This is a genomic window from Mesorhizobium sp. M7A.F.Ca.CA.001.04.2.1, assembly GCF_003998485.1.
Lineage (GTDB): Bacteria > Pseudomonadota > Alphaproteobacteria > Rhizobiales > Rhizobiaceae > Mesorhizobium > Mesorhizobium ciceri.
In genome coordinates this window covers 22043-36676 of record NZ_RZQT01000037.1, presented here as the reverse complement: position 1 = coordinate 36676, position 14634 = coordinate 22043, and the positions used below count along the sequence as shown (strand labels likewise).

At 56.3% G+C, this 14634-nt stretch carries 9 protein-coding genes and 1 pseudogene; 7 read left to right on the top strand and 3 right to left on the bottom strand.

All coding sequences use genetic code 11. From position 1 onward, the window contains the following. The first annotated feature begins 83 nt into the window (after positions 1-83). From EN955_RS14535 to EN955_RS14525, 3 genes are all read left to right on the top strand, one after another. Positions 84-1100 carry a serine hydrolase gene (locus EN955_RS14535; protein WP_032899848.1) on the top strand — a complete coding sequence of 339 codons (1017 nt, stop codon included), beginning with the start codon at positions 84-86 and terminating at the stop codon, positions 1098-1100. A 242-nt stretch (positions 1101-1342) separates the two neighbouring features. Further along, on the top strand, positions 1343-3130 hold the full coding sequence (locus tag EN955_RS14530) for a CocE/NonD family hydrolase (RefSeq protein WP_032899849.1): 1788 nt from the start codon (positions 1343-1345) through the stop codon (positions 3128-3130). 270 nt (positions 3131-3400) lie between these two features. Further along, positions 3401-4330: a polysaccharide deacetylase gene (locus tag EN955_RS14525; protein ID WP_024505804.1), complete on the top strand. Its 930-nt coding sequence runs from the start codon at positions 3401-3403 to the stop codon at positions 4328-4330. Between the two features lie 545 nt (positions 4331-4875). On the opposite strand, the gene EN955_RS35095 is transcribed toward EN955_RS14525, so the two are convergent. Both EN955_RS35095 and EN955_RS35090 read right to left on the bottom strand, forming a co-directional pair. Then, positions 4876-5310, bottom strand: a complete 435-nt coding sequence (locus tag EN955_RS35095; RefSeq protein ID WP_164782112.1) for an isopenicillin N synthase family oxygenase — start codon at positions 5308-5310, stop codon at positions 4876-4878. After that, complete coding sequence (locus EN955_RS35090) at positions 5258-5698, bottom strand: 2-oxoglutarate and iron-dependent oxygenase domain-containing protein (RefSeq protein ID WP_206521635.1); 441 nt, start codon at positions 5696-5698, stop codon at positions 5258-5260. The genes EN955_RS35095 and EN955_RS35090 overlap by 53 nt, the downstream gene beginning before the upstream one ends. Positions 5699-6026: 328 nt before the next feature. Between EN955_RS35090 and EN955_RS14510 the strand changes: the two are divergent. The 4 genes and pseudogenes from EN955_RS14510 to EN955_RS14490 all read left to right on the top strand — a co-directional run. Further along, a pseudogene (locus EN955_RS14510) lies at positions 6027-6366 on the top strand (hydroxymethylglutaryl-CoA lyase); the annotation flags it as partial. Between the two features lie 1698 nt (positions 6367-8064). Then, entirely contained in the window at positions 8065-9732 is a 1668-nt protein-coding gene (locus EN955_RS14500) for a hydantoinase B/oxoprolinase family protein (RefSeq protein WP_024505866.1), read from the top strand. 64 nt (positions 9733-9796) lie between these two features. Further along, on the top strand, positions 9797-11173 hold the full coding sequence (locus EN955_RS14495; protein ID WP_024505867.1) for an aminotransferase: 1377 nt from the start codon (positions 9797-9799) through the stop codon (positions 11171-11173). Beyond that, the gene (locus EN955_RS14490; RefSeq protein ID WP_024505868.1) at positions 11166-12653 is read left to right on the top strand and encodes an aldehyde dehydrogenase family protein; all 1488 of its coding nucleotides are present in this window, start codon (positions 11166-11168) and stop codon (positions 12651-12653) included. The genes EN955_RS14495 and EN955_RS14490 overlap by 8 nt, the downstream gene beginning before the upstream one ends. A gap of 869 nt (positions 12654-13522) precedes the next feature. On the opposite strand, the gene EN955_RS14480 is transcribed toward EN955_RS14490, so the two are convergent. Further along, positions 13523-14518: a 2-oxoglutarate and iron-dependent oxygenase domain-containing protein gene (locus tag EN955_RS14480; RefSeq protein ID WP_127218540.1), complete on the bottom strand. Its 996-nt coding sequence runs from the start codon at positions 14516-14518 to the stop codon at positions 13523-13525. Positions 14519-14634: the final 116 nt, after the last annotated feature.

Genomic DNA, 14634 nt, shown 5'->3' with positions numbered 1-14634 from the left:
GCGGCCGTAGAAGGCGCCAGCATTACGATTGCCGAAGCGTGAGCCTCACTACTAACGAACCCCATCTTTGAAAGGCCCACCACATGACGCTCCTCTCGATCGCCAATCCTGATCTCGACATCTTGTTTGACAACCAGCCACGCTGGAATCTGCCGAACTACCGCCGCCGCGGCTTCCACAACATCCACACCACAGTGCGCTATACGATGTCGCTACGCGCCCCCCGCGTCCTGCCGCTCAGGAAACAGATCGACTGGACCATCGGGGACCGGCCCGACGTCGCACGCTTCCTCGCCATGCCGCATTTCTCGGCCTTCATTGTGGTGCGCGGCGAGCGCATCCCCTACGAGCGTTATGCCCCGGACTTCGGGCCCGACAGGCCACATCCCATCATGTCTATCACCCAGACGACACTCAACCTGATGCTCGGCCGCGCGGTGGCCTACGGCCTCGTCAATCTCAACGAGCGAGTAGGTACTTATCTGCCGGAGATCGGCACGGGCTACTCCGAGGCGACCGTCAAGGCGGCCGCCGACATGAACGTCGCCAACGGCTACGCAGAGGACTACACCGAATCCTACACGTGGTCCGACTTGGATGCCTCCAACGGGTGGCGCCTGCCGGTGGAGGGTCACAAGGAAGAGACGACTCGCTCCTTCATCTGCGGCATCACCGGTGGCGATCTGGCGACCGGCCACGCCCTTTACAAGATGACGAACAGCGATGTCGTTGGCTGGATTATCGAGCGCGCCAGCGGCCGGGCGTTGCGCTATTGGCTGATCGAGGTCGTCGAAGCGGCCGGCCTCGAGGGATGCTTCCACATCACCTGCGACCGCGAGGGCGTTCCACTGATTAGTGGCGGCGCCTGCCTCTCCGCCCGCGATCACGCGCGCTACGGCCTTCTCTTGGCGCGCAACGGCGAGGGTATCGACGGGCGCCGCGTCGGCGATGCCGCCCTCATTGAAGATTCACGCCGAAACCCCGGCCCTCCAATGCCGAAACCGCGCGACTGGATGCGCTATAGCGGCCAGCTAACGAACCGACGGCATCTGGCTAGGCGACGGCGGCTACGGCGGTCAGTACATGCTCGCAAATCCTGACACCGGCATCGTCGTCGTCTGCTTCAACGTGCTCGAGAACACGGGTGACCCCCACCCCGATCCCGCCTTCAAGGTCATCTGGTGAAGATGACGGCCAAACTCGCTGCGCAACGTTGACTCAGTACTAAGCCTTGGCGTTGCAGGGTTGCCTGGCGGTTGCAATTTACTTGCCGTGCTTTGCCATCGCGGTGTCGGGGTCAAACGGCAAATCGCTCATAAAGCCAAAGGATGTGGAGGGAAAGATGAACCCAATTAACACCAACCTTACTGAAGATGACGTCGTACGCGATATAGGCTACGTTTCTATGGCGGACGGAACGCGCATAGCTCACATTACCTGGCGCCCGAAATCTGGCCACTATCCGACAGTCTTCTGGTATTCCCATTACAAAGCTAGTGCCGCACCTTTCGAAATGGCAAAGCAATTTCTCGAAGCCGGCTACGCTTTCGTCGGCGCCAACTTTCCTGCAACGGGTTGCTCAGAAGGAATTGTTGAATATTGGTATGACAACAAGGAAGGCGTTTATGGAGCCGAGGTGGTGGAATGGATTGCCCGACAGCCTTGGAGCGACGGCAACGTTGGAATGATCGGTAATTCAACTCCCGGTGTAATTCAATTCTGGGTCGCAGCAGAGCGACCTCCTCACCTAAGAGCCATCGTGGCGAGCGGGATAGGGGATGGCTACGAGAATTTCGTCTACGTTGGCGGGATATTCCAGCTTGGTGCCGCGGCGTGGGAAGTCACGACCAAGGCGACGCAGGCAGCCGGTGCAGAGTGGCGCATAAACGCGGGAGATAGCCAATGCGCCGCGATTCGCCGGGGTAAGCAAGTCGTCAAACGCGGATTTCTCGATGAGGTTAGGAGCCGCCCACTCAAGGATGAATGGTGGGATGCAGTCACATTGGCCCGCCCGGAGGTTGCCGGCAAGGTCGATGTCCCGACTATGATTGTTGCCTCATGGCAGGATGAATCCTGCCGCTGCGCCAGTCAAAGCGCCCGGCTATTTACTCACCTACTCAGAAGTGTGAAGCACAAGAAACTTCTGCTGATGAACGGTGATCACAATGTCGCCGGTCCCCACCCAACTATGGGAGTTCGAAGCTATGGCTTTGTGGATACGGAGCAGATGAGGTTCCTGGACCGTTGGGTGAAGGGCATAAAGAATGGTGTAGAAAACGAAGCTCCTGTCACTGTGTTTTGGGACGTTCGAGAGGTTGCTGGAAACGCTAAGAAGGCGGTTGCCGGGTGGATGACGACGCACGAGACGTGGCCAGAACCGACCATTGAGCGTCGTCCCTTCTATCTTACAGCCGATGCCGCGCTATCCTCTGACGAGCCAAGTGGCAACTCAACCGATGGCGCCCGGGCCTATCTCTACCCAACGGCAGCAGAGCTCGTTGGAAGCAGTGAGCAGTTTGCGCTCCAGCCATATTCGCCAGGCGTATTAAATTACAGAACGGAGCCGTCTGATTCAGACATGGTCATGCTTGGGAACCCCGAGGTCACGCTATACCTCAGTATTGATTATGGCAATGATACTGACTTGGGATTATCGCTGAAAGATATCGATGAAGAAGGCAATGTTCTCTTTCTGCAAGGAGGCTTGCTGCGAGCTTCGCTACGAGCGATCGATAAAGAGCAGACATGTGAAGAGGTGATTCATTCGTTTCGTAGAAGCGCAAAGCTCGTACCAAGTGAAATCTACGAGATACGGATGTCATTGCTGAACCCGATTGCTCATGTCGTCCGGCAAGGGCACTGTCTCGAGCTAACTATCGGCGCACCGTGCTCTATTCTCGACCAGCAAACTGCTCCCCACCGATATCCGCACAACTTTCAAAGCAGCATCCCCGTCGGTGGCCCGTCAGTCAATAGGGTCTATCACTCGAAGAAGTACCCTTCGAAAATCCTGCTTCCCATCATACCGGGTGCAGTAGCCCAGGCGTCCCCGCCTGACCCCCTCGCGTTGCGAGGCCAGCCTTTTCGAAAGCAAACTGAGTTTGTGCCTGGAGGGCTACCCATTTTGTAACTTCAGCTCAGACGCTACTTCCTTCAGCATCTCGGCGCACGCGAGGGCGTACCGAATGAGGAACTATAGCTTCGCGCCACTTCTATGTGGAAAGTAGAGGACAATGAGATACACTCCGCACATCGACGCTGAAGCAGACGTCACTCACATAATAGTGTGACGCGAGCAGTAGGTCCGAGTGTTTTAGTTGCCGATCCGAAAGTTTTTGGGGCGGAAACTCCTTATCAACTGCTATCGTATTTCACAAAACGTCTGAGGAAGGTGCTCCAAATGGGTAAACTCAAATTACCGGCAGGCAAGAAAATAGCGGTTAATCTAGGCGCCGACTTCGACGCTCAAGCATTGTGGCTTGGCGGTTTCAACCGCCCCACCCCCTCGGCCATGTCCAGAGGTGAATTTGGCGCGGCCGTTGGCGTGCCGCGGTTACTTGATCTATTCAAGCGCGAAGGCATCAGATCCACATTTTTCACACCTGCCCACACCGTCGACACCTTCCCCGAAGTCAGCAAGCGCATCCGCGACGAAGGCCACGAGATCGGCCACCATGGCTACTATCATGAAAACCCGACACTGCTGTCCAGTGACACTGAGAAACGGCTAATGGATCTTGCGTTCAGGACATATAAGAAGGTGCTCGACCTTCGGCCGGTCGGGTACCGGTCTCCCTATTGGGACTTTAGTGACAATACACTCGATTTGATCGAGGAAGCGGGCTTTAGTTATGACAGTAGCTTGATGGCGCGGGACCTGGTCCCTTACCGACCCCAGCGCTGGCAGATACGTTGGGAAGAGGGCAATGTCGCCGGTCCAGCAAGCAAGGTGCTAGAGCTTCCCGTCAGCTGGTATCTGGACGATTGGCCGCCATTCGCCTATACTGGCACTCACGTAGGTATGGGCGATACGGATATTGTTCTTCGTCGCTGGAAGGACATCTTTGACTACGCCTATAAGAACCAGCCCGACGGTGTTTATACGTTGGCACTGCACCCACAAATCATTGGTCAAGCCCATCACATGGTCCTGTTGGAGCGTCTGATCAAACATATCAAATCTCACGAGGGCGTTTGGTTCGCGACCTGTGAGGAAATCGCCGGGTGCTGGGAGGACGACGCTGACGACCGCCGCCTGATGGCGCTACCCGACGCCCGCGGCGTTGAGCCAATGCCCGCTGATTATAGTTGGCCTGGACGACAGGTGTGATTGCACGCTAGAGACGCGGTTGATCGACAATGTCGAGGTGCCTCCCGGCGAGGAGCCATCACGCGGACAGCGGCTGAGGCAGACCGCGCCCGGCCATCACTTCGAACCGATTGGTGCGTGGGGCCAATTGGACTAGACGTCATGTTCCGAGGGTCTGAGATCGGGTGGGCCCGCCCTTTCGTGCGATTAACAGACGAGGGTTGCTTCTCTATTCGGCGTGTTGAAGTCAAGCGCTTTTCGAGCCTTCAGCTTCGCCGACGTTGCGCTCTTTCGCGGGGTCTTGCTCCTCTCCGGGCGGCTCGATCGACCGCGAGCAAGGCATTTCGAAGGCGGGCAATCCGAGCATTTTACCTGAAAATCCATCCCAGGGCAGGTTCGAAAGCGCGGCTTTTTGCGAGCTGGCTCGCCAAAAGCTCTTGAGCAGCTGCTCTCTTGCTCGCTGTTCTCTTCGGGCGGCTTCACATCACCGCGCTCGCTATGCCTTGGCCAAGAGGGCGTAGCTTGCTGTGAAACGCCCGAATTTGTGGTCGCCACAAGTCACCGGTTTATAGCGACGCGGGTTGCCATCGGTGACGCAGGCGCCAGCGGTTCGATGATTGCACATCGAAATCAGCATCGATAAAGACGGGGATCGAATAGGGCTCCCGCCCAGTGGTGTTGACTACGCGATGCATGTTCGCATGATAGACATCATTGGTGAGCCGCTGGATCAGATCGCCAATGTTGATGACGAAGGTGCCGTGGATAGCTGTGCCCTCTACCCAGTCGCCGTCGCGATTCATGACCTGCAGACTACCGACGTCGTCCTGTGCCAGGATGGTCAGATTGCCATAGTCCGTGTGCGCACCGATACCGATGATGTTTCCCCGACATAGCCACCCGGCGGAGGGTAGTGGAGAAGGCGCTGGATACTGATCGGGTGGCGCATCAGTTTCTCGAAATGATTTTCCTGCAAGTCCAGACTGAGAGCGATGCCACACCCTCCAGGGTCGAGCGTTCAGGGCCGATGTCAAAGCATTCTTTGAGGTCTTTCGTCTTGCCTGGATCGGTGTTTTCCCCGAATGGCTCGATGTATCCGCGCAGCGCCACATCCGATTTGCTTACGTGCAGTTCCATCTTCTGCGGCATAGGCAAATCAAAAAACCGGCGACTCACGTCGAACACCGAATCGACGAACTCCTGAGGAATGCCATGGTTCTTGACGTACATGAAATCATTGTTCGACAGCGCCCAACGTATCTGCTTGGCCACTGCCTGCTTATTGCTGCCATCGAGAAGGGGCGCGATATCGACCACCGGAATTTTGTCGAAGCTTTCGCGCTTCGCACGCAGCTTGTCGTCCAGTCTGGCAACGAGATCTACGGACATCGGACACTTTGGTTTGACGGAGGGAAACCGGCCGACCTTGGCCCATTCGTTCCGATCTCCTCAACTGCAATAATATTGTTGTCGGATTACTTCTAATAACCTGGCGTCACCGGTGCGGACGGCACGGACAATCCGATCCTGATGGATTCCGGCATCCCTGTCTATGCTGTCTTGAGAATGCAAAATCTTGCGGAGCTCGACATCAAACCATTATCGCCAACCAAAGCGGTATCTATCCGGTCGTTGGTCGGAAAATCGCCATCCACGCAGGCGATCCTTTGTTGCCGATGATTAAATCGCTCAATCCAGCCAAAGGCCTAGCAGATGGGTGAATCGTTCCCATTTTCGAGATGCCGGGGCTCCAAACCCCCGCCTCGTGTCGGCTGCTGAAAAGATTCGACTTATTGACATGCTGTCGAACTGCGGCTTTCGAAAGCTTGAGGCCACTTCATTCGTGTCACCGAAGTGGGTACCGCAAATGGCCGATGCGGCCGAGGTCATGGCCGGTATTCGCCGCGCGCCGGACGTCGTCTATGCGGTGCTGGTCCCCAAAGGGCTACGAGGTGGCGCGGTCGGCCAACGCTGACGAGATCGCCGTGTTCGCATCGGCCTCGGAAACCTTTAACCGCAGGAACATCAACTGTTCGATTGCCGAGAGCTTCGAGCGTTCCGCCCGTGCTCGCATGTCAGCCAAGATATTTGACGCCAATGAAGCCTGTGAACTTGGAATGCTTTCCTGCGCTGGCCGCCGGCCGACCTTGACGCAGCGGTCGAGCCGAGATCCGGCGGCCCTATCGCTCCGCCTCTCCGCAAGCCGTCGCCGCCGCCAGGGCGCTTGCGCGCCGACTTAGGTCGGCAATCGATGACGCGATAATCGGCGAAACGGCCGCTCTGCTGGCCAATGCGTGGGAATTGACCGACGCCGCCGAAGGAATCGCGGCTTTCTGCGAAGGCCGTGGGCCATGCTGGCAGGCGTGAGGCTGGGGTCATGTACCTTTGCTTATCGATGGTCGACAACTGTGTTTCGGCATGTAACGCAGAGACGCCAAGGCAAGTTCAGGCACAATGACCATGTCAATTGGCTCTATCCAACTGCCGGCTAATCGACATCATGCTTTCTTTTCTGTCTCTGCTGCTCGCCCTGATGTTGGTAACACTCGTTGGTCCGGGGATGTTAACGCTGGTCTTTATGATCGGCATTTCGTATGTGCCGGTCTTTGGCCGATTGACGCGCAGCGCCGTCATGGTGGTCAGCAACCGCGATTTCGTGACTGCGAGTAGGTCGTTTGGCGCGACCGACGCACGCACCATGCGTCGCACATCCTTCCGAATGTCCTCGGACCGATCATCGTGATGAGCAGCTTGACCATTGCGGGAGCAAAGAGACGAAGGAAGCCTCAGCTTTTTGAGCATGGGCATTCAGCCGCGCGAACCCGAGTTGGGGAACCTGATTTGGGACGGAGTCGTGGTTATCCTCCAGAACCCTGATGGCAGTGCGTGCCGGAAGCCGGGAAACATCTATGCGGACCTATACCCGCGCATATGAAGGAACTTGAATCCAAGCGGCAAAGCTGGACTCGGCGTGATAAGCCCATCCGAAGGCGAATGCTGGCCGCGAGCAACGGCCAAACTTTTCTTGGCCAATGCGCCGACGTGACATCGCGTGACATCCCATCCCTCAATCCATTGTATCGATTGACAGAACTACAGATCAACACGCTCGTCTAGACACCCGCGCACGGGTCTCATTATCTCGCGAAGCTCAGCCACCGGCCCTGGCCAGTATGGGCTAAAGCTTACCGAACCGGTAGTCCTCCGGGCACAACTCAGTTTGCTTCCGAGAAGGCTGGCCTCGCAACGCGAGGGGGTCAGGCGCGGGCGCTTGGGGTACTGCCCCCGGTGTGATGGGAAGCAGGATTTTCGAAGGGTACTTCTTCGAATGATAGACCACCGACAGGGGACCGGCGATATTGTGATCACCGTTCGTCAACAAAAGTTTTTGGTGCTCCACGCCTGTCAGTAGTTGAGATAATAGCCGGGCGCCCTCATCGAGAAGCGCCACAGGTTCAAGGTAACGTTACAAGACCAGAGCTGGTGCGGCGTGGCTCATATCAATTTCACCGTGGCTACCAAAATTTTGATATTAGCGAGCCTTTCGGTGACGGCTATGTTGGCGTGGATCTGGAAGTTATGGGGATCTTTGCTTAGGCCAAAACTGGATACGCTGCCGACCTATAGCTCGGGTAGACCTCGCTCTCGGCGCCGGCGAGCCTCGAGCGTCCGAAGCGCGCAGCGGATTGAAGCTGATTTGTGGAACTCGAAGGGCGATGGGTCATGAGCATCAGAGTTGGGCAAAGGGATGAAAAATGTTGAACCCCATCACCGTTGAGATCGTCAGGAATGGATTGATATCCGCCGCGGAAGAAATGAACGCGATGCTGATCCGCTCCGCATTCACGCCGATCATCTATGAGATGAAGGATTGCGCTGTTGCGATCCTGGACCGCGACCACAAGGTTCTCGGCCAATCGTCGGGCCTGCCGATATTTCTCGGCAATTTGGAAATCTGTTCGGAATATACGGAGCGCAAATTCGGCAGGCACATTTGGCGCGAAGGCGACATCTGGGCACTGAACGACACTTACGTGGTTGGAACCCATCTCAATGACGTCTCTGTATATGCACCGATCTTTTTCAGGGGCGAGCTCTTTGGCTTCGCCGTATCCCGAGCCCATTGGCTGGACATTGGCGGCAAGGATCCGGGACAGTCGTTCGATTCAACGGAGATATTCCAAGAGGGCCTACGCCTTCCGCCCACCCGAGTGGCAATAGGAGGTGAAATCAATCACGACGTGGTCGACGTGATCGAGGCCAACACCCGATTACCCAAGGGAGTAATCGGCGATCTCAAGGCGCAGATCGCGGCTGCGAACGTCGGGTCTCGCCGCGTCATCGAACTCCTCGACAAATATGAAGTTGAAGTTGTTAACGAGGCAAAGAAAGTCATCTTCGATCAAACCGAAAGCTTTGAACGGGCAGCCATCGCAGCGATTCCGGATGGAGAATACTCGGCGGAAGGCTTTGTCGACGATGACGGATTGGGGAACGGCCCGCTTCAGGTGAAAATGCGAGTTACTGTAAAGGGTAGCGATATCGAAATCGATGTAACCGAGGCGAGTGATCAGGCGCCTGGCCCGATCAACAGCGGGGCTTCCCAGACAATCTCAGCATGTCGAGTCGGATTCAAATATCTGTTCGCATCCGACAAGCCGGTTAACGGTGGCTCGTTTCGATCGCTGTCAGTAAGACTGCGCGAAGGATCGTTTCTCGCCTGTACCTGTCCCGCACCCGCAAACTGGTACTTTAGTTCCCTGGGGTTGCAAATCGACCTCCTCGCCAAGGCACTGGCCGATGGGATGCCAGACCACGTTACAGCTGCTGATTATGGCGATTCAAATCCGGTGATCATGTCGGGCATGGATCCCCGTAGCGGAGGGATTTTTATCGATTTCGAGTGCCATGTCGGAGGCTGGGGGGCGTTCCGTGGCCATGATGGGATCTCGGGGCTGATCAACAAAGTGAATGGCGGCCTGAGGGACATTCCCATAGAAGTTTGCGAAACGCGCTATCCGCTCAGGATAAGGGAGTATTGCCTCCGCCCAGATTCCGGCGGCGCCGGACAATGGCGTGGCGGCTGCGGCATAAACAAGACGTATGAGATGCTGTCCGACAATTGCTCTGCCGGCTTCTGGTGGGAAAGGTCTGTTACCCCTGCTTGGGGCCTCCTCGGCGGGATGCATGGACGTCCGCCATCAGTAATCGTGAAATCTTCCGAAGCAGGAGAGATCAGCCGCCTGAAAGCCAATGGCATCAAGCTGAAGTCAGGCGATTTGATTATTTGCCGATCCGGCGGGGGCGGCGGGTACGGTTACGCTTCGCAACGCGATAGAAAAGCAGTCGAAGACGACATCGCGGACGGTTTTATTACCGTGGAAGGCGCAATTCAAGATTACGGCTACGAACTGAACCGCTGATCGAAGAGTTCGTTCGTATTTGTAGTCGGGAAACTCTCGCTCAGCCGGGAATTTAGGAGAAAAGATGCACGATAAAAACAGGTCGCTTGTGGATCTGGACAAGCACGCGCTGATCCATCCATACACAAATCTTGCCAACCATCAGCGCACTGGCCCGTTGGTAATTGAGCGTGGTGACGGCATCCACGTCATCGACGAGAATGGCAAGAGCTATATTGAAGGGCTGGCTGGTCTTTGGAGCACTGCGCTTGGCTTCAGCGAACCCGAACTTGCGGCCGCGGCTGCCAAGCAGTTCGATGCGTTACCGACCTATCACAGCTTCAACGGCATGGCCACTCGACCAATGATCGAACTCGCCAATCGCTTGAAGGATATGGTTCCCATATCTGACGGGCGTGTTTTTTTTGCCAATTCCGGCTCTGAAATCAACGACACGGTAATCAAGCTGATCTGGTACACCAACAATATTCTGGGTCGTCCCGAGAAGAAGAAAATCATTACGCGTATGCGCAGCTATCACGGCGTCACGCTTGCGACCGCTTCCATGACCGGTTTGGGAACTTGTCACGACGGCTTTGACCTGCCGTTGGACCGGTTTTTTAAATGCATGTGCCCAGATTACTATCGCGAGGGCCTGCCTGGCGAAAGCGAAGAGCAGTTTTCCGAGCGCTGCGCGGACGATCTTAGAAAGTTGATCGAGCACGAGGGCGCGGGCACAATTGCAGCATTCTACGCCGATCCGGTAATAGCTGGCGGCGGTGTGGTGCCGCCGCCAGCAGGCTATTTCGATAGAGTTCAGAAAATCCTGAAGGAAAATCAGATTCTATTCGTGGCGGACGAGGTTATTTGCGGCTTCGGGCGCACCGGGCGCGCATTTGCCTCCGATACCTACCATCTGCAGCCAGATGTTATCACAGTCGCCAAGGCCCTGTCCTCCGCCTATCTGCCGATCTCGGCTGCAATTGTGGCGCCGACTATCTGGGAACCGCTTATAAGCGGAAGTGAGAAATATGACGCATTCGCCCACGGCTTTACCTATTCGGGTCATCCGGTATCCGCGGCAGTTGCGCTCCGGACACTGGAAATTTATGAAGAACGCTCGATTTTCCAGCACGTGCAGTCTGTCGGAAAACATTTTGCGCAGCGCATTGATTCCTTCGCCGGCCATCCCATGGTTGGGGATATTCGACGGGTCGGTCTGCTCGGCGGGATTGAATTTTCGTCTGACCCAGCCACTAAGGCGCAGTTCGATAAGTTACTGAAAGTGGGCTCATTCTGTAGCCAGAAGTGCCAGAACCATGGACTGATCATCAGGAATATGGGCGACATCATCGCTTTTTGCCCTCCGCTGATCATCTCGGAACCGGAAATAGACGAGATGTTCCGACGGTTTGAGTTGGCCTTAGCCGAAACTTGGCAAATGGCAAAAGCCAATGCGTAGCACCGAGGTGACAGGCCAGCATAACTCGATGATTGCGGGAGCAAATTCAGACTACCCGACGCTCGGGATATTCATCGATGGTGAATTTATCGAGTCCAGCTCGGCGGCGCCCAAGGAAGTGATAAACCCAGCTGACGAGACAGTGTTAGGTCTTCTGCCTTCGGCCACTCCCCAATTGCTGGAAAGGGCGCTGCATTCGGCTGAGCGCGCGTTTGGGTCCTCGCGCCGATTCTTGCCTGAGAACCGGCAGGAAGTATTGGCCCGAGCGGCCGATATCCTTGCGGAAAGGGAAGCCACGATTTCCTTGCGTATAGTTCTAGAGCAGGGCAAGCCGTTGGGTCAGGCCCGGGCCGAGGTCGGCCGGGTCGTCGAGCTGTTTCGATATTATGCTCATTTGGCGCTGGAATTGTGCGATGCTGATCTCGGGGATAACCGACACGCAATCAGACGTTCGTCGAAACCGGTGCCGATCGGTGTGGTTGCAGCCTTTACCGCTTGGAATTTTCCTCTGGTGCTGCCGGGGCGTAAGCTGGCGATGGCTATAGCTGCTGGCTGTCCCGTTATCTTGAAGGCGGCAGAGGAAACGCCTGCGGCAGCAATAGAGCTCGTACGGGCCCTTCAGGAAGCCGGGTTGCCCGAGGGGTATCTGAATCTGGTCTTTGGCAATCCCGCTGAGATTTCGAAACAATTGATCGCATCGCCGGTCGTTCGAAAAATCTCGCTCACTGGCTCGATCCCTGTTGGTAAAGCTCTTGCGCGACTGGCGGCGGAGGGAATGAAACCCGCAAGCATGGAATTGGGCGGGCACTCAGCCGCACTTGTCTTCGCAGATGCCGATATAGAGGCAGCAGCAACTGAACTTGCCGCAGCCAAATTTGCGAACGCCGGCCAGGTCTGCACCGCGCCCAGCCGTTTCTTCATCGAAATGCCAGCTTATAACAGTTTCGTGGATGCATTCTTGTGCAAAGTTAAGAGCTTAAAGGTTGGAAAGGGGCTGGATCCCAATACGGATATCGGTCCACTCGCGCATTCTCGTAGAATTGATGCGACAGTCGGGGTGGTCGAAGACGCAATAGCCCGTGGAGCTCAGATCGTTACCGGTGGCAACAGGGTCAAGGGGGCGGGTTATTTCTTTGAACCGACAGTACTGTGCGAAGCGATGGCTGAAAGCGTTATTATGCGCAATGAATATTTCGCGCCACTCGCGCCGATTAATGGGTTCAAGAATGAGATGGAAGCGGTGCGTATGGCGAACGCCTTGCCGTATGGGCTAGCCGCCTACATCTATACGCAATCACGCGAACGCATCGAACGTCTGACTATTAGTTTGGAAGTGGGTGGCGTGTTCATCAACACGACCGCCACAGTGACGGAACTAACGCCGTTTTGCGGAGTGAAAGAAAGCGGCTACGGATACGAGGGTGGGCGCAGAGGGCTTGATACGTTCCTTCACTATAAGCTCGTCAATACTGCGATCTGACTCAGTTCTAATGATTTGGATCTGGCTCTTTTCAGAGGGGATCAGCTCCATGGTCCAGCAAGTTGCGTTGCCGTTCTTGACCGGCGGGATTGACCGTCGAGGCCAACGCCGAGAGCAGGGCGCGGGCGCGGGTCTTTCTCCTCTTTGCCACCGGGGCGTCGCGCCGGATCCACAGCCGCCATCTTCGACGAGTATCGGATATTCCCCGTGCTGGGCTGAAGGTTCGGTCTGCTCGTCGCTCAGCGGGTTGTCCCAATGCGTCGTTATGCCGTCGACGAATCTTTGCCCAACGTTTGGCGGCAGCGTTGTGGCCGACCGATCGCGCCGCACGCCGCCCCTCTAGTGTCGGGCGAGTTGAGAAACTGACCCCGCATTGCCTCAAGCAAAATGTTACCAATAGTGTCGCTGTTCCGAATGGGATGGTCAGGTGTTGTCATCCCGATTCGGAGGATGGATGGCAAGGCGGATCAGCATGGCGACACGGTCGGAATTGGTGGAAGCAATTGTCGAGCGGTATCGATCGGGGAGCCGAAGCGATAAGCGCCATCTCAGCCAGCCGAAGATGCTGAAGCGCGTGACCGGTATCCATCCAGCGGCGGCACGCCGCCAGGCCTTACCATGGCTTCTTCGCTGCCGCTGCAGGAGGAACTCCCCACGCGAGCGCTGGATGTCGGTGCCGAGCCTACCCGCCAGCGTCGACCGCCTCCTCAGGAGCACGCCGAACCTTTGCGAAGTGGTCAGACTGACCGGATTTCATTGCCCTTTTATCTATCCTGACACCAACGCTCGCCTGGCTTCGCGGCGAGGGAGGCAGAGTGGCTGCTTTCATGCTCGTCGACTTCCTCCTGGCAGTCTCACGTGCCCCCTCGTCATGCCTTGGCCAAATGAGCGTAACTTGCTGCAAAACGGCCGAATTTGTGCTCCCCACACGTCACCAGCTTATAGCGACGCGGGTTGCTGTCCGTGACGCAAGACGCCAGCGGCTCGATGACTGAATTGAAATCAGCATCAATAAAGAATGGGATCGAGTACCGCTCGCGCCCAGAGGTGTTAACCACGCGGTGCATGTTGGCCAGATAGAGGTCATTGGTGAGCCGCTGGATCAGGTCGCCAATGTTGATGACGAAGGTGCCGTGGATAGGCGTGCCCTCCACCCAGTCGCCTTCCCGATTCATGACCTGAAGACCGCCCACGTCGTCCTGTGCCAGGATGGTCAGATTGCCATAGTCCGTGTGCGCACCGATACCGATGATGTTTTCCCCGACATAGCCACCCTGCGGAGGGTAGTGGAGAAGGCGCTGGATACTGATCGGGTTGCGCATCAGTTTCTCGAAATGATTTTCCTGCAAGTCCAGACTGAGAGCGATGCCCTTCAACAGTGTTTTCGCGAGGATGACCATTTTCTGATGGTATGCGTATGTCAGCTCGGAAAACTCGGGCAGGGTTGAGGGCCACTGGTTGGGACCAAAAAACGGACCTTCCAGGCTCGGACGCTCAGGGCCGATGTCAAAGCATTCTTTGAGGTCTTTCGTCTTGCCTGGATCGGTGTTTTCCCCGAATGGCTCGATGTATCCGCGCAGCGCAACATCCGATTTGCTTACGTGCAGTTCCATCTTCTGCGGCATAGGCAAATCAAAAAACCGGCGACTCACGTCGAACACCGAATCGACGAACTCGTGAGGAATGCCATGGTTCTTGACGTACATGAAACCAGTGTTCGACAGCGCCCAACGTATCTGCTTGGCCACTGCCTGCTTATTGCTGCCATCGAGAAGGGGCGCGATATCGACCACCGGAATCTTGTCAAAGCTTTCGCGCTTCGCACGCAGCTTGTCGTCCAGTCTGGCAACGAGATCTACGGACATGAACATACCTCATCTGTTTGTGAATTCCAATGCAGGGGAAGAGCGCGCCGTTTTCTGGCAAATACGGCAAACGCGGTGAGCCAGCTGAAGTCAGCGGTAGCATGACTTTCCAGAGC